The sequence below is a fragment of the Xenorhabdus taiwanensis genome (genome assembly GCF_036512875.1).
Lineage (GTDB): Bacteria > Pseudomonadota > Gammaproteobacteria > Enterobacterales > Enterobacteriaceae > Xenorhabdus > Xenorhabdus taiwanensis.
In genome coordinates this window covers 3597992-3613601 of record NZ_AP028978.1, presented here as the reverse complement: position 1 = coordinate 3613601, position 15610 = coordinate 3597992, and the positions used below count along the sequence as shown (strand labels likewise).

General features: G+C 40.3%; 15 protein-coding genes. 7 read left to right on the top strand and 8 right to left on the bottom strand.

Features of this window, described 5'->3' with window-relative positions; all coding sequences use genetic code 11:
• Positions 1-412: 412 nt before the first annotated feature.
• Complete coding sequence (gene argF / locus ACE1SE_RS16845) at positions 413-1426, bottom strand: ornithine carbamoyltransferase (RefSeq protein WP_374051853.1); 1014 nt, start codon at positions 1424-1426, stop codon at positions 413-415.
• A gap of 231 nt (positions 1427-1657) precedes the next feature.
• Here argF and rraB point away from each other — a divergent pair, with 231 nt between their 5' ends.
• Positions 1658-2077, top strand: coding sequence for a ribonuclease E inhibitor RraB (rraB, locus tag ACE1SE_RS16840; RefSeq protein ID WP_374051852.1), 420 nt, complete (start codon positions 1658-1660; stop codon positions 2075-2077).
• 82 nt (positions 2078-2159) lie between these two features.
• On the opposite strand, the gene ACE1SE_RS16835 is transcribed toward rraB, so the two are convergent.
• The gene (locus tag ACE1SE_RS16835) at positions 2160-2663 is read right to left on the bottom strand and encodes a GNAT family N-acetyltransferase (RefSeq protein WP_374051851.1); all 504 of its coding nucleotides are present in this window, start codon (positions 2661-2663) and stop codon (positions 2160-2162) included.
• Positions 2664-3325: 662 nt separating this feature from the next.
• Between ACE1SE_RS16835 and ACE1SE_RS16830 the strand changes: the two genes are divergently transcribed.
• Positions 3326-4480 (top strand): PrpF domain-containing protein, encoded by a 1155-nt coding sequence (locus ACE1SE_RS16830; RefSeq protein ID WP_374051850.1) that lies wholly within the window; start codon positions 3326-3328, stop codon positions 4478-4480.
• 137 nt (positions 4481-4617) lie between these two features.
• Here the strand turns inward: ACE1SE_RS16830 and ACE1SE_RS16825 are convergent, their stop codons facing one another.
• The 5 genes from ACE1SE_RS16825 to ACE1SE_RS16805 form a co-directional block, all read right to left on the bottom strand.
• Positions 4618-5592, bottom strand: coding sequence for a methyltransferase (locus ACE1SE_RS16825; RefSeq protein ID WP_374051849.1), 975 nt, complete (start codon positions 5590-5592; stop codon positions 4618-4620).
• A 424-nt stretch (positions 5593-6016) separates the two neighbouring features.
• Complete coding sequence (locus ACE1SE_RS16820; protein WP_374051848.1) at positions 6017-6790, bottom strand: amino acid ABC transporter substrate-binding protein; 774 nt, start codon at positions 6788-6790, stop codon at positions 6017-6019.
• Positions 6791-6846: 56 nt separating this feature from the next.
• Entirely contained in the window at positions 6847-7611 is a 765-nt protein-coding gene (locus ACE1SE_RS16815) for an amino acid ABC transporter ATP-binding protein (RefSeq protein ID WP_374051847.1), read from the bottom strand.
• Positions 7589-8293, bottom strand: a complete 705-nt coding sequence (locus tag ACE1SE_RS16810; RefSeq protein WP_374051846.1) for an amino acid ABC transporter permease — start codon at positions 8291-8293, stop codon at positions 7589-7591. Before ACE1SE_RS16810 ends, ACE1SE_RS16815 begins: the two co-directional genes overlap by 23 nt.
• Positions 8294-8456: 163 nt before the next feature.
• Complete coding sequence (locus tag ACE1SE_RS16805) at positions 8457-9224, bottom strand: amino acid ABC transporter substrate-binding protein (RefSeq protein WP_374051845.1); 768 nt, start codon at positions 9222-9224, stop codon at positions 8457-8459.
• A gap of 238 nt (positions 9225-9462) precedes the next feature.
• Here ACE1SE_RS16805 and ACE1SE_RS16800 point away from each other — a divergent pair, with 238 nt between their 5' ends.
• The 5 genes from ACE1SE_RS16800 (at position 9463) to ACE1SE_RS16780 (ending at position 12382) form a co-directional block, all read left to right on the top strand.
• Positions 9463-10143 carry an AzlC family ABC transporter permease gene (locus ACE1SE_RS16800; RefSeq protein ID WP_374051844.1) on the top strand — a complete coding sequence of 227 codons (681 nt, stop codon included), beginning with the start codon at positions 9463-9465 and terminating at the stop codon, positions 10141-10143.
• Positions 10140-10475 (top strand): AzlD domain-containing protein, encoded by a 336-nt coding sequence (locus ACE1SE_RS16795; protein ID WP_374051843.1) that lies wholly within the window; start codon positions 10140-10142, stop codon positions 10473-10475. Before ACE1SE_RS16800 ends, ACE1SE_RS16795 begins: the two co-directional genes overlap by 4 nt.
• A gap of 372 nt (positions 10476-10847) precedes the next feature.
• Entirely contained in the window at positions 10848-11408 is a 561-nt protein-coding gene (locus ACE1SE_RS16790) for a hypothetical protein (RefSeq protein WP_374051842.1), read from the top strand.
• A 390-nt stretch (positions 11409-11798) separates the two neighbouring features.
• Entirely contained in the window at positions 11799-12068 is a 270-nt protein-coding gene (locus ACE1SE_RS16785) for a ribbon-helix-helix domain-containing protein (protein ID WP_374051841.1), read from the top strand.
• The gene (locus ACE1SE_RS16780) at positions 12065-12382 is read left to right on the top strand and encodes a type II toxin-antitoxin system RelE/ParE family toxin (protein WP_374051840.1); all 318 of its coding nucleotides are present in this window, start codon (positions 12065-12067) and stop codon (positions 12380-12382) included. Before ACE1SE_RS16785 ends, ACE1SE_RS16780 begins: the two co-directional genes overlap by 4 nt.
• A 322-nt stretch (positions 12383-12704) precedes the next feature.
• On the opposite strand, the gene ACE1SE_RS16775 is transcribed toward ACE1SE_RS16780, so the two are convergent.
• Positions 12705-15602, bottom strand: a complete 2898-nt coding sequence (locus tag ACE1SE_RS16775; RefSeq protein WP_374051839.1) for a valine--tRNA ligase — start codon at positions 15600-15602, stop codon at positions 12705-12707.
• Positions 15603-15610 lie beyond the last annotated feature (8 nt).

The following is a 15610-nucleotide window of genomic DNA, read 5'->3' as shown; positions in this document are numbered from 1 at the left end:
TTCGTTAATATTCAAGGTAATTTCATCCTACTGCTAAACCGCCAACTCATATTACTTAAGTTAATTTTTTATTTCAATAATATGATGTGTAAAAGCAATTAATATAGAATAAAATAAGGGTTTTTGTTATAAAATTTTCCTATTTTCTGTGATGGGTATTTATCAAGTGGTTATGATTGTGGATTGCCACCAAAATTTAAGTTGTATCAAAACAAAAAAACATGCTTGAAATTATTTTTGTTAGTGTTATTGGTTAATTAAAATAAAAATAGTGAGTTAATTAACTATTTTTATTTAGTTATCTTCTTTAAATTGAAAATGTAGATCTATATAGTGAGTCCTTTAAATAATCTGGATATATTGGTATTTTGATTTTTACCAATATGGGTGAACGCAAAATATAAATCAACTATTACAACACGGGGTTTTCCACCAGTGTTGCTACCATTACGGCCTTAATGGTATGCATTCGGTTTTCAGCCTGATCAAACACAATGCTGTGTTTTGATTCAAATACTTCATTTGTGACTTCCAGGCCACCATATAAATGAAATTCCTCTGCCAGTTGCTTACCAAGTGTTGTTTCTTCATCATGGAAAGCAGGCAGGCAATGCAGGAATTTAACTTCTGGATTTCCAGTGAGTTTCACAACCTCCATATTGACCTGATAGGGTTTCAGTAACGCAATGCGTTCTTGCCAGACCGATTTCGGTTCTCCCATTGATACCCAAACATCGGTATACAGAAAATCAACCCCTTTTACACCTTGCGCAATATCTTCTGTCAGAGTGATCTGGGCGCCAGTTTTCTCTGCCTGTTTTTGGCATTCCGCAACCAATTTTTTGTCTGGCCAGCATGTTCTTGGAGCAACCAAACGGAGATCTATACCCGTCAGCGCAGCCGCTTCCAGTAGGGTATTGCCCATGTTATTGCGGGCATCGCCCAAATAGGCAAATTTGATCTCAGATAGTGGTTTTTGGCTGTGTTCCTGCATCGTCATTAAATCAGCCAAAAGTTGGGTTGGATGGAATTCATCAGTCAGGCCATTCCAAACCGGAACTCCTGAGTATTGTGCAAGCATTTCGACAATTTTCTGACTATATCCACGGTATTGAATACCATCATAAAAACGCCCAAGTACCCGCGCAGTATCTTTGATGGATTCTTTGTGCCCGATCTGGCTGCCACTTGAACCTAAATAAGTAACATTGGCACCTTGATCATGAGCTGCGACTTCAAATGCGCAGCGTGTACGAGTGGAGTCTTTTTCGAAAATCAGGGCAATATTTTTCCCTGTGAGTAAGCGAGATTCAGAATCTGATTTTTTATTCGCTTTTAATGCATGAGATAAAGTTAAAAGGGTATCAATTTCTGTAGGGCTAATATCAAGTAATCTTAGGAAAGAACGCTTGAAAAATGAGTTCATTATGCATTATCCCCATTAGGTTGTGTTGAATTTATATTCACTATACATCGATAAAAAATTCAATTACAAGCCCTGTATGCAGAGTTTATAGGGGGAAGGTATTAAGACAGGTTATAGATCAGCTGCTTATGTTATACATTTCTTTTTGAACAAAATTGGATAGATATATCCTTTGTACATAAAAGATGGGAGAATGCAAAACAAGACAGCCAACTGACAGAGGGGATTGGCATGGCAGACCCACATGCTTTAGAAGAACAGTGTGAAGAAACTCGCTTGATCATCGAAGAATTATTGGAAGATGGCAGTGATCCTGATGCACTCTATATTATTGAGCACCATTTTTCGGCAGAAGACTTCGACCAACTGGAAAAGGCAGCCCTTGAAGCTTTCAGGTTAGGCTATGAAGTAACAGATGCAGAAGAGCTGGAAACAGAAGACGGTGTTGTTTTGATGTGTTGTGATGTGATCAGCGAAAGTCGTCTGGAAGCTGAATTGATCGACGCACAGGTTGAGCAACTTATGGATCTGGCTGGAAAGATTGGTGTAAATTACGACGGTTGGGGAACGTACTTTGAAGACCCTAATGCGCCTGATGAAGATGAAGGTGATCTCTTTCCCCCTGAGGACGATGAACCCAGACTCCATTAAGGTTCGTAGAAGATTGCGCCAAACCAAATTGCCCCACTTAAACTGTGGGGCTGACTACCTTTAATTGAAAGCCATCATAGCATCATAATGCTTTGAGCATCCTGACTTCACAGTCGCTGTGGCCTGTATTGCCAAGAGGCTCATCAAGATAACTAAAGCCCAGTTTTTCATATAAGGCAATAGCAGCTTTCAGGTTCTTTGTCGTTTCCAGATAGCAGCGTTTAAAGCCTTGCTCTGTGCCAAATTCGAGAGAGTGCTTCACGATTTGCTTGGCGATACCTTTTCCCCGCAGTATCGATAAAAGGTACATTTTCTGTAATTCACAAGTATCGCTATCACCGCCAGCCAGAGGAGCAATACCGCCACCGCCAACGACTTCGCCATCCATTTCAACAACCCAATAGGCGCTGCGTGGCTGGTTGTAAACTTCGTACAGAGTATCCAGAATTGGATCAGCAACGGCAAAACCTTTGTCTGCGGTTAAGCCATGCTCAGCAGAGACTTTACGGATCACAGCGGCAATGCCTGCATTGTCTTGTTGGGTGATGAGGCGAATAACGTAATTGTGTGTTGTTTTTGTTGTCATTATATTCTCTTTATATTTTTATTTATAGGGAATGAAATAATACAGCATAAAATATATTAAGTTAACCAATAAGTAATCAGATCACTATGTGATCGTACTTCCATGCAATTAATAAACTAACTATCAAAAAATTCTCTTTCATAAGTTAGCTGTACTTATGTCCCTTCCGATAGCACCCAAAATCGCTATCGCATAGTAATCGCCTAATAACTGTTTCAGTTTTTTCTGAAAAATAAATAAAAGACAGTATGATTAGATGGTTATATTGGTATTTAACTGTTCATTGTTAAATAATATAGTCCTTGTTTATGTTTTATTGAATGTATATGCAATACATTCTTCCTATCTTGTGATTATGTATCTTATTAGTTTTGTTATTGCTGTTTTTCATCATTCAAAAATGAGGTTTTCAATTAAATTTGAATAAAAATTATCTTATTTTATTACAACTCCACGGTTCCATGAGTCTCATCATGATAAATAATATAATAATACTAATTATGCTTTTATATTTTCTATTTGGGATGGATTGTTTAAAACTTATCATAAAGAAACCCTTAAGATAGACTGGAATTATGGTTTAGCCTATCAACGAGATGTAGATATGTTTGAATCTATAATAAGGCTTATTAAAGAAAAACTAACTTAATCATGCTAATACTATGAAAAAATTATCTTTTCCGATTCGTATTCCTCTCTATTATGTAAGAGGCGGAACTTCAACAGGTATCGTTTTACTACAAAAGTATTTGCCAGAAAAGAAAGAAATTAAGGAAGAGATTCTTAGACATATAATGGGAGTGCCTCTGGAAGGAAGAAATGAAAATAATAAACAACTACAGGGTTTAGGCAGGGGAGTAACCACCAGTAACAAAGCCTTTATCATTGATATCGATTATCAATCTAAACAGGTGATAAGTACTTTTGCTCAACTTGAGAAAGAGAGTAGCACCGTATCGTGGGAGGTTAATTGCGGAAATATGACTTCATCAATACCCTTGGTGATAAGAGATCTTCCGGAAGAAAAATGGTTAATGCCTGATGGAAAATTAAGTGTTTTTAATACAAATACCAATAAAAATATTGTGTGCACGATGGCGAATGTAGCGCCTAACTACCAACTGGCACATATGCCTGGTGTTATCGGTGATTTTCCAGAAGTTAATGTGTCATTTGAAGATCCCGCATGTTCAAAAACAAAAGCTCTTTTTCCGACAGGGAACTTGATTGACAAAGTTAATGGTATTCCAGTCACTTGTATCGATGTCGCTGTACCAATGATTATTATCAACGCAGAAAGTTTAGGAATTACAGGTTACGAAAGCTCCAATGAAATTAAGAATAATAAAGTGTTACAAGATAAAATCATGGAAATCAGGATAGAGATGGGGATTAAAATGGAAATTAGTAAGAAAGATGGAGCAGTGATGAATGAAAAAGATTTAAGTGAATCTATCACCCACCCTAAAGTTGCCATCGTTGCCCCTCCTTTATCCGAAGGAGATATTAATATCAGGTATCTTACACCCAAAAATGTTCATTTATCTATTGCAGTATCTGGTGGTTGTTGTCTGGCTGCTGCTTGCTGTTTCCCTGGAACTGTTGCCAGCCATATCTATTATTCTGATAGGGTTAACGGTAACGCTATTGTACGGATTGAACACTTATCCGGAATATCTGAGTTTAGCATCACCCATGATGGTGAGCATATAAAGTATGCGAGCGTGCAGCGAAATGCCCAAATTCTGATGAAAGGTGAATTTTTTATTTATAATCCTAGTGATGAATTAATCTTGTCGCAAGCAATATCGGATTAAAGCCTGTCGAACCACGCAGAGAGGTTCCCCATTCTGCGTAACAATCACTGGCTCAGAAACATCCATTGAGGATAACTCTTTCTGAATGCTGAGATAGTTTTCACCCTGATTTACCCGGAATTCCGGTTATTGAAAACTTATTTTTTTATTTCAATAATGTATTGGTTACCTCCCGTCAGGGAAAAATTCAGGTTGTATGTATTTGTGATAGAGAGCCCAGCCTGTTTTGCTATAGATTCAAATTCTGATTGATACCGTTCTTTACCTGATAAAAGGATATCCATATGTAAATCAAATGACTCTGCCTCTGTATCATTTTGATCTTTAAGCATATCAATAACATATAAAACGGAGTTTTCATCCATTGCTTTATGGCAATTCTTGAGAATATCAATAGCTTGATTATCAGGCCAATTATGCAAAACATTTTTTATGCAATAAGCATCATATCCTGATGGAATAGAGGAAAAGAAATCGCCATTGATAAAAGTGATTCCTTTTAATTCTCGCTTAGTAAAATCATACTGATCCATAACGTGGCATTGGATATGTGGGTAGTGTATTTTTATATTTTTGGCTAAAGAGCCTTGGCCTCCTCCTATATCCATGATTGAAGAAATGCCACTTAGAGGAATATTCTCAATAATATGTTTATTCATTGTATCGGTAATTTTTGTCATTAAATTATCAAAAGTAGTTTTAAGGACTTTATTATTTTCATGACTTAAATAATCAAAAAATTTCTCTTGATGACTAAGTTCAAAAGCCGATTTGCTATTTATTTTACTTAAGGACGCACTGTATTGTGACCAGGCATTCCAGCTGATTGGACTTAATTCAAATTTTACATGTAATGTTTCAAGGCTGTTTGGATCACTTAGTGATAAACATTGCTCAGTAAGGTAAAATTTATCATCTTTTTTGGTTAATACATTAAGAGATTGCATGTAATTCAATAGTCGATGGAATCTATCCTGGGAAACATGGCATAATTGAGCAAGTTGCTCCAGAGTCTTTCCATCTTGGGTACTTAAATATAGTGGAGCTTTGCTTTCAACAAAAGCAAACAGTGCGTTAGATTTACGATAAGCAGTGGTCATTTCTGATAGCATTATTTATTTTCCTTATTCAAATTTTATAAACAGCTTCTCTTTTGCAAGGTGAATGGTTTAGTGGAACAGTATTATTTTTTTTAACTCCTTTGTAGGTTATTTGGGTTTTAATGAAAATAAGTTGAATTATAAATTTTTTATAGCGTTTGGTTAAATGCTTTATTGTATTTAAATATATTAATTGCATTTAATAAATGATGTTGATCTGTGAAGGCGAGTATCATTTTTTAATAATGATTTTAGTATAAAATATATCAAGATATGGAATCGAAGTGATAATTTAATTGATTAACTTACGACGAATGTTTGGGAGCTGGGAGAGATTACGTCAGAATGTAGTGTCATTCTCCCCCGTCCTTTTGAAGAACGGGGTTTTACAGCGCTCTGGATAAAGACAACGCCATATTTTCAAGCAACGAAAAATTTATTTGGAAATATCCACGCCAAAATATTTCTCGGAGATACGGGCATATGTACCGTCATCCTTTATCTCTTGCAAGGCTTTATTAACTGCTTCCAGCAATTCAGCATCCCCTTTACGTAGCAAGACGGCTGATTTACTCGCATCGGTTTGCTGGGCGACAATTTTTACTGGTGCATTAGGGCGCTGTTTTTTGAAGTCAAGGAATGACAGGCGATCATTGAGAGTGGCATCAGCGCGTCCGGTAGCGACCAGATCAATGGCCTGGTTAAAGCCATCTGTGCTGACCAAACTCGCGCCGTAAGATGTTGCCAGTTGCCCGTAATTGCTGGTCAGTGATTGGGCAGAGCGTTTGCCTTTAATATCCGCGAAGGTTTTAATATCACTGTTATTGTTACGGGTGATCAACACAACTTGGGAAGTCGTATAAGGAATGGAAAAACTGTATTTCGCTGCCCGTTCTGGGGTGACTCCAACTTGGTTGATAATAGCGTCAAAACGTTTAGCATCCAATCCGGCAATCAAACCATCCCATTTGACTTCCATAAATTCAGGTTTGACCTTCAAACGCTGGGCGATTTCCCGTGCGATATCCACGTCAAAGCCGACTAAATTATTGCTGGCATCGTGGTAGGTAAAAGGAGGATAAGTGCCTTCCGTGCCAATCTTAAAGATGCCAGAGGTTTTTATGGCGTCAAAATCTTTGTCGGCATAGCCAGGGGCAGAAATAGCAAGGATAGTCGCACTCGCCAGTAACAAACTCAAAATTTTTTTCATTGCGTTTCTCCAAGTAACAGTGTTTCTCCGGATAAATAATGTACCGTGACTGCCCGCTATATTTCCCAGTCGGGTAAGGTTTCTGTCAGGGTTGAGATAAATTCGACAGTACGCACCTTATCAGGGCGGGTAAAGAGGGTTTTTGCCGCCCCCGATTCAATAATTTCACCAGATTCCAGAAATACGACATCATGGGCAAGATTGGCAGCCAGACGCAGATCATGCGTTGCCATTAACATGGTGGTGCCTTCTCTTGCTAATTGTTTCAAAACCGAAACGACTTCTTTAGATAATTCGGGATCAAGTGCCGATGTTGGTTCATCGCACAGCAGCACTTTAGGGGAAGGTGCCATTGCTCTGGCGATTGCTACACGTTGTTGCTGGCCGCCCGATAGTGTACTCGGCCAAACATTCGCTTTGTGGGATAATCCGACTTTTTCCAGCAACACCAGCGCCCGTTCTCTGGCGCGTTCGCGGGTCCATTTCTGTACCCAAATCAGCCCTTCCATAATGTTTTCAATCACCGTCAGATGAGGGAAAAGTTGGAAGTTCTGGAATACCATGCCAGTTTGCAGGCTAAAACGTTGAATTTCCCGATGTGGCAATCGCTCCTTACCGGTAAAGGTGATCTGCTCTTTACCAATTTCCAGCTTGCCAGCCTGTGGGATCTCCAACAGATTAATACAACGCAGCAAGGTACTTTTTCCGCTACCGGAAGGGCCAATAAGTGCCGTCAGGCTGCCTTCTTTGATGGTCAGGTTAATATTTTTCAGCACCTTCTGTCCGTCGAAACTTTTTTCAATGTTGGTAAGCTGAATCATCTTTGGCTTCCTTATTATTGTTATTTTGCTGGGCGAATTTCTTTTCCAACCGGACTTGCAGTGCTGACAATACTGAACTCAAAAGCAAGTAGAGAATAGCGGCCTCGGTATACAGGATTAACGGTTGATAGGTGACAGCGGCGATGCGCTGTGCCGCCAGAAACATTTCTGGCACGGTAATAACGGAAGCCAGAGAGGTATCTTTTACCAGCGAAATAAAGGTATTGGACAAAGGAGGAATTGAAACCCGTGCTGCCTGTGGCAGTACGATCCGATGCAGTGATTGCCACCAACTCATGCCGATAGAGTGAGAAGCTTCCCATTGCCCCTTGGGGACAGAAGTCAGTGCGGCACGGATCACTTCTGAGGTATAGGCACCGACATTCAGGGTAAAGCCGATAATGGCGGAGGTGAACGCTTCCAAAGTAATGCCAGCGCTGGGCAGGGCGTAGAAGATCAGGAATAGCTGTACCAACAGAGGTGTACCGCGAATCAACCAGACATAAAACCGAACGACAGCAACCAGGGGTTTAGGACCATATAGCCTGATTAAAGCAACGATAAACCCCAATGAGATCCCAAGTACGAATGTAATCAGCGTGAGGGGAATAGTGAATGTCAGGCCGGCGTAAATCATCGGCCACAGAGAATCCAACGCCAAATTGAGCCATGATGGGGTCATAGAACCTTCCTGATAGGTATGAAAAATATGTTTATTTTTTATAGGGTTGTTTTAATGATGATATGGCAAGAAAAGGTCAACGTTATATACAATAAAGTTATAGCTTAGAACCTAGATTTATTTTAAAAGCCTAATTCCTTTAGGCTCCTATTTTCATTATTGATCAGTCACTTTCAGCGAAATATTTATCCCAAATTCGTTGATAAGTACCATCTGCTTTTATCTCAGTAATCGCTTTATCTACTGCGGTTTTTAATTCAGTGTCATTTTTACGCAATAACACGGCAGTTTGTGCTGCCTGGGTATCTGCGGCAACAATTTTTACCGGAGCATCCGGGCGATGTTTTTTGTAATCGAGGTAAGAAAGTTTATCGTTGATGGTAGCATCAGCACGGCCTGTACTTACCAGATCGATTTCCTGATTAAAGCCATTAGTGCCGATAATGTCAGCGCCATAATGTCTGGCAATCTGGGCAAAGTTATTGGTCAGGGTATGCGCCGATTTTTTCCCTTTTAAATCGCTAAATGTCTTAATATCGTTGTTATTTTTTCGGGTAATTAGTACGGCTTCTGAAATAACGTAAGGTAAAGAGAAGCTGTATTTTTTCTCACGTTCCGGTGTAATGGCGATTTGGTTCATCACGGCATCGAAACGTCCGGCATCAAGCCCACCAATTAAACCATCCCATTTACTTTCAATAAATTCAGGTTTCACTTTCATGCGCTGAGCAATTTCACGGCCGATTTCCACATCAAATCCGGTCAATTTTCCAGAAGCATGATGGTAACTGAATGGGGCATAGGCTCCTTCAGTCCCAATCCTGAATATTCCCGTGGAATGAATGTTATCAAGAGTAGATTGTGCATAAACGAAGTGGGTGAAACCCAATTGAATAATACCCGCTAGTAATATATTTAGTACGGCTTTCATGTTATCTATTTCTCCGAGGGAATTATTGTCTTTAAAATTATTTTTACTATAGCGGTAATATCATAAGCTTTATATATAAAATAAAGTTATATCATATCCTGATGTTATTGCTAATCAACCAGGTTTATATTGATTATCGTTTAATTATATTTATCATAAGATGTATCGATTTCTCAGCTACCCTAAATATAACGTTAAATATAGGTGCCAAGTGTTGAATTCACTCTTTCGGAAAGGCATGGTTGATTCTTTGCCTGTTTGTATCTCCTTTTTCCTTATTTTTACTTCGATTGGTGCTCTTTATCAAAGTCACGGTATTCCATTAATGGAAACGTTAATCGGATCATTGTTGATATATGCTGCACCGTTGCAAGTCGCTGCGGTAGGTTATCTGACTGATGGGGCGATACTTTCTGTTATCATTTTGGCATTGTTGATCAATTTCCGCTTTTTCTTGATGGCAATGGTGATGTCACAATATTTTCATGGCATCCCTAAGCGAAATATTTTGCTGTCGATGCTGGGATTTAGCGCCAGCACTTATACAGTGACGCATTCACATCTCTCTGCGGAAAATATCACGGATGGAAAATCCCAATTTCATTTTTATCTGGGCGTTGCTATACCCTGTTTTGTAATTACATTTTGTGCCACTTTATTGGGGTATATTTCGGCAGAATATCTGGATTATGGTTCCCTTTCACTGTTCCTCGTGATGTTGGTTCCCATCCATTTCGCTTCCCTGACTGCCAAGCGTTCGGGTAAGGATATGTCTGTCTTGGCGACAGTTCTGGGAGGGGTTTGCGCACCGTTATTGAATGAAGTAGATATGAAATTAATGGATCTGGCAGTCCCTGTTTTATGCGGAATAGTGATTGCATTCGTTGAACGGAAAATCAGAAAGGATAGAAGATCATGATGCTGTTGATCGTATTGATGGGATTAATGAGTTTCATATTAAGAATAGCTCCTTTTTTAATGAATCATAATCGCTGGTTTAAGGAAAAGGGGTTGCTAATTACTTCTCTGGATTATGCTATTTGTTTTATCCTGGGTACGATTATCGTTAATATTTCATTGAATAATTTATCCCTCAGTGAATTAATTGAACAGTTTAATATTAAATATTTATTTGCATTGGCTACGGTGGTGTTAGCTTATTTTATTAGTAAATATACGAAATCAATATTAAAGAGTTTGGTACTTTCCTTGCTATTTTTTATGTTGATGCAGTGGTTGTTGAATTCCTGAAATGGTATCTGAGTTCTGGTTAAACTGTTACCAAAGTATTCATTTCTAAGTTGGTAATATTTAGTGACAGTTTATTCTTTTTAAGGCAATAAAAAATGACAGGATTACGCATCACTGTAAAACCTAATGCTATTAGGTTATAAATCAATTATTATTGTAATTAAGTGGCATATAAATAGTTAATTTTTGTTTATCTTTCGTGTATATTATTATCCCTATACTCCAAGAGTCATCGCGAGTTTCGGCATGACATCTAATTAAAAAAACAATGAGGCTTTTTCTCAGTCGTGCTGCATCACACCTGATCGCGTCTGGTGTCAGTGAAAAGACGATAATGGAAAATATCCAAAAATAAAAGAGTGAACTTGAACAATGGTAAAATTTAATTATTGGTTAGCAATACTTTTATTTTTTGCTTTTTCCGCATTTTCAGAAAGCTCCCTTGCTAATATAAAAAGAATCGTAACACTAAAACTGAATTTTAATGAATATTCTGTTCCTTATACAACATTTATCATTGATGGTCAGCCACTATATGCAATGGTTGATACGGGTTCTTCTATGGGCTTTCATCTTTATGAATCCCAGATAAATAAAATAAAAGGACTCAAAAAAGAAAGTACTTATCACAGTACAGATTTAACCGGAAAAGTTCAGGGGAATATAAAGTATCTGGCTCACTCTCTGGATGTAAATAATATGAGTTTTAAAGATGTGATAGTAACTCCATTTAGGCAATGGGGGTTATTGGTTGATAACAAAGGAGAATTACCAGATAAACCTGTTGTAGGTCTCGGTGCTTTTAAAGATAAACAGATAACACTGGATTATATATCTAATACACTCACTATAGCGGATAGTCTTATTGGTAAAAAGAATAAGGTTCCAAAAGGTTTTACAGAATTTCCTTTCCAAATATCCTCTGGTAGATAAATTTTCAAATATTGTCATTCAGGACGATGAGGACGAGGAACTGGATGATGAGGTAGAAATTGAGGATGAATTTGAACATGAACCAGAACAAAGAGCAAAACCAGATAAAATAGCTGAACATTATAGAACAGCCAAAACCAACAGAACGCCCACGATTTTCCGCACCACATCGCCGTGATGATGGCCAATGGGTAATTAGATTTGAATATTCTGGCCAACACTATTCATGGGTTAGTAATGCTGAAAATATCAAAGAAGCTATGGTTCACGCGTGGCAGGCGTATTTTGATTAATATTGAACAGTATGGAATTAAATTGAGCTATTAATTGGGCTACAATAATTATTGTGATAGGATTAAATCCTACTTAGTCTAATTGGAGATCAACACTATGCGAACCACAAAACAAATGAGCATTACCCTGCCGAACGAGATGGCTGAAATGGTGAAAATTCGGGTCAGTAGTGGTGAATATGCAACTGAGAGTGAAGTTATTCGAGAAGGATTACGAGCATTGTTGGCGCGTGACAGAGCAGTTGAAAACTGGCTACATAATCAGGTTGGTCCTGCCTATGATGCTCTAAAATCTGACCCATCACGAGTCCTCAGTATTGATCAGATTCGCGCTCGTCTGGCGGAACGGCACGGGCATTCAAAATGAGTCATTCCGTCATATTTTCACCTGAGGCAGAAACTCAGATAATTCAACTATATGATTACATTGCAACTCATTCTTCGCCAAATATTGCTATGCGATACACTGAGTCTATTGTCAGTTACTGTGAGAGTCTATCTACGTTCCCCCATCGTGGCACTAAACGCGATGACGTTCGTCCAGGATTGAGAATCACCAATTATAAAAAACGTGTGGTTATTGCGTTTGTAGTAGAATCAAATTTTGTCTCTATCCTTGGTATGTTCTATGGTGGACAAGATTATGAGGCGTTATTACACAGTGATAATGATAACCATTAGAAGTGGGACCACGGTCCCACTTTAATTAATCAATTTTCAATTATAGTGATATCAATGATCTATCCGCAATTGCGGATTTCCTCTTTCAACCACAGTACAGCCTACCCACAAAATTTTTCGCGGATTTCACCCTATTTAAATCATCAAACAGCCATTGCAGCAATATTAACCGCTGCGTTAATATCCTTATGATGCCGCATTCTGCGCCCCCTGATCTTGATAGTGCAGCATACTATATTGTTAATGCAGAATAGATAGCACAAAAAAGCCACTGCAAATTACATTACAGTGGCTTATATGAAGAAATTTCAACTAGGAAAAATTACAGTGCAGCGATAGTCTCTTTTTGCGCCAGTAATTTCTCTTTTGCAGCTTTGTTGCTTGCCAAACGTTCGCGCTCCTTGGTAACAACGGCTTCCGGTGCACGGCTGACAAAACCTTCGTTAGCCAGTTTGGCCTCGATGCTGTCGATTTCTTTATCCAGCTTCTCGATTTCTTTATCCAGACGCGCCAGCTCTGCATCTTTATTAATCAGACCGGCCATTGGGATTAGCACTTCCGCCCCATTGATCAGTTTAGTGACAGAAACAGGTGCTTCTTCTCCTGTCGCTAATACGGTAACAGAAGAAAGACGGCCCATTGCCTGAAGGAAATTTAGGTTTTCAGCGACACGGCGTTGTGCATCATCATTTGCATCACGCAGCAGAACTTCCAGCGGTTTGCTTGGCGCGATGTTCATTTCTGCACGAATGTTACGTACTGCAATGATCGCTTCCTTGATCCATTCCAGATCGTTCAGCGCCAATTCATCGACTTTCGCCTGATCGAATTCAGGGAAAGATTGCAGCATGATGGTATCCGCTTCAATGCCTTTGACGACTTTCACTCGTTGCCAGATGGTTTCAGTGATAAATGGAATGATTGGGTGTGCCAGACGCAGCAAACCCTCCAAAACTTCAATCAGGGTATGGCGAGCCGCACGGACTTCAGCTTCTGCCCCTTTGTTGATTGCCGGTTTGGACAGCTCCAGATACCAGTCACAGAATTGGTTCCATGTGAATTCGTATAGAATGTTAGCGGCGATGTCGAAACGATAAGTATCCAGTGCTTCACGATAAGCTTTAACTGTCTGATTGAATTCTGCCAGAATCCAGCGATCTGCCAGTGACAGAGACATTTCACCACCGTTTTGGCCGCAATCTTGTCCCTCAGTGTTCATCAGCACGAAACGGCTGGCGTTCCACAGTTTGTTACAGAAGTTGCGATAGCCTTGCAGGCGCTTCATGTCCCAGTTGATATCACGACCGGTAGAAGCCAGTGCTGCCAGAGTGAAACGCAGGGCATCAGTACCGTGGGCTTCAATGCCTTCCGGGAACTGTTTTTCGGTACGCTTGCGGATTTTCTCTGCCATTTGTGGTTGCATCATATTACCGGTACGTTTTTCCAGCAGGTTTTCCAGCGAGATACCGTCGATCATATCCAGAGGATCGATAACGTTCCCTTTGGATTTTGACATCTTCTGGCCTTCTTCATCGCGGATCAGGCCAGTCATGTAGACTGTTTTGAATGGCACTTGTGGCTTGCCGTTTTCATCTTTGATGAAATGCATGGTCATCATGATCATGCGGGCAATCCAGAAGAAGATAATGTCAAAGCCACTGACCAGCACATCAGTTGGATGAAAAGTTTTCAGTGCTTCTGTCTGCTCAGGCCAGCCGAGGGTAGAGAATGTCCACAGGCCAGAAGAGAACCAGGTATCCAGTACGTCTTCGTCTTGGGTCAGGATGATATCTGCACCCAAATTGTTCTCGCGGCGAACTTCTTCTTCATCGCGGCCAACATAGACATTGCCTTGTGCGTCATACCACGCCGGAATGCGGTGACCCCACCACAACTGACGGGAAATACACCAATCTTGAATATCACGCATCCAGGAGTAGTACATGTTTTCGTACTGTTTTGGCACGAACTGGATATCACCGTTTTCAACCGCTTCAATCGCCACTTTCGCCAGTGGTGCGGTACGAACATACCATTGGTCGGTCAGCATTGGCTCGATAACTACGCCACCACGGTCACCGTAAGGAACCGTCAGGTCATGAGGTTTGATCTCAACCAGCAGTCCCTGTTTTTCGAATTCAGCCACAATCGCTTTACGGGCAGCGAAACGCTCCATGCCACGGTATTCAGCAGGGATGTCGGTCGGGTAGCGATCGGAAGCTTCGCCGTTGCTATCGAAGACTTCTGCGGTTTCGCGAATATTGCCGTCAAAAGTCAGGATGTTGATCATTGGCAGGTTGTGACGCTTACCGACTTCATAGTCATTGAAATCGTGGGCTGGGGTGATTTTCACGCAGCCAGTGCCTTTTTCCATATCTGCGTGTTCATCGCCAACAATAGGAATGCGGCGGTTCACCAGTGGCAAGAGGATTTCTTTGCCAATCAGATCCTTATAACGTGGATCTTCCGGATTCACGGCAACACCGGTATCCCCCAGCATGGTTTCTGGACGAGTTGTGGCAACAATCAGGTAATCTTTACCTTCCGCAGTCTTAGCGCCGTCAGCCAGCGGATAGCGCAGGTGCCACATGGAACCTTTTACTTCACGGTTTTCGACTTCCAGATCAGAAATTGCAGTGCGTAATTTCGGATCCCAGTTAACCAGACGCTTGCCACGATAAATCAAATCTTCTTGATACAGGCGAACAAAGGCTTCTTTAACCGCTTTGGACAAACCTTCATCCATCGTGAAGCGCTCACGTTTCCAATCTACGGAGTTACCCAGACGGCGCATCTGGTTGGTGATATTGCCACCCGATTCTGCTTTCCATTGCCAAATCTTGTCGATAAAAGCTTCACGACCATAATCATGGCGGGTTTTGCCTTCTTCTGCCGCGATCTTGCGCTCAACAACCATTTGAGTTGCGATACCCGCGTGGTCAGTCCCTGCTTGCCACAGGGTATTTTTACCCTGCATACGTTGGTAACGTACCATGGTATCCATAATAGTCTGCTGGAATGCATGTCCCATATGCAGACTGCCAGTGACGTTTGGTGGCGGAATGACGATGCAGAAACTTTCACGGCTGGTATCGCCATTTGGTTTGAAGTAACCACTCTGTTCCCAGTGGTTGTAAAGGGATTGCTCTATCTCTGTCGGGTTGTATGTTTTATCGAGAGATGGCTCAGATTGCGTTTGATTAGCGGGTGTCTTTTCCATTGTGTTTT

Bases quoted from the DNA above. Each gene is read 5' to 3' on its own strand.
- rraB (WP_374051852.1), top strand. From the start codon at position 1,658: ATGGCAGACCCACATGCTTTAGAAGAACAGTGTGAAGAAACTCGCTTG.
- argF (WP_374051853.1), bottom strand. From the start codon at position 1,426: ATGAACTCATTTTTCAAGCGTTCTTTCCTAAGATTACTTGATATTAGC.
- ACE1SE_RS16805 (WP_374051845.1), bottom strand. From the start codon at position 9,224: ATGAAAGCCGTACTAAATATATTACTAGCGGGTATTATTCAATTGGGT.
- ACE1SE_RS16835 (WP_374051851.1), bottom strand. From the start codon at position 2,663: ATGACAACAAAAACAACACACAATTACGTTATTCGCCTCATCACCCAA.
- ACE1SE_RS16830 (WP_374051850.1), top strand. From the start codon at position 3,326: ATGAAAAAATTATCTTTTCCGATTCGTATTCCTCTCTATTATGTAAGA.
- ACE1SE_RS16820 (WP_374051848.1), bottom strand. From the start codon at position 6,790: ATGAAAAAAATTTTGAGTTTGTTACTGGCGAGTGCGACTATCCTTGCT.
- ACE1SE_RS16790 (WP_374051842.1), top strand. From the start codon at position 10,848: ATGGTAAAATTTAATTATTGGTTAGCAATACTTTTATTTTTTGCTTTT.
- ACE1SE_RS16780 (WP_374051840.1), top strand. From the start codon at position 12,065: ATGAGTCATTCCGTCATATTTTCACCTGAGGCAGAAACTCAGATAATT.
- ACE1SE_RS16775 (WP_374051839.1), bottom strand. From the start codon at position 15,602: ATGGAAAAGACACCCGCTAATCAAACGCAATCTGAGCCATCTCTCGAT.
- ACE1SE_RS16810 (WP_374051846.1), bottom strand. From the start codon at position 8,293: ATGACCCCATCATGGCTCAATTTGGCGTTGGATTCTCTGTGGCCGATG.
- ACE1SE_RS16815 (WP_374051847.1), bottom strand. From the start codon at position 7,611: ATGATTCAGCTTACCAACATTGAAAAAAGTTTCGACGGACAGAAGGTG.
- ACE1SE_RS16800 (WP_374051844.1), top strand. From the start codon at position 9,463: ATGGTTGATTCTTTGCCTGTTTGTATCTCCTTTTTCCTTATTTTTACT.
- ACE1SE_RS16825 (WP_374051849.1), bottom strand. From the start codon at position 5,592: ATGCTATCAGAAATGACCACTGCTTATCGTAAATCTAACGCACTGTTT.
- ACE1SE_RS16795 (WP_374051843.1), top strand. From the start codon at position 10,140: ATGATGCTGTTGATCGTATTGATGGGATTAATGAGTTTCATATTAAGA.
- ACE1SE_RS16785 (WP_374051841.1), top strand. From the start codon at position 11,799: ATGCGAACCACAAAACAAATGAGCATTACCCTGCCGAACGAGATGGCT.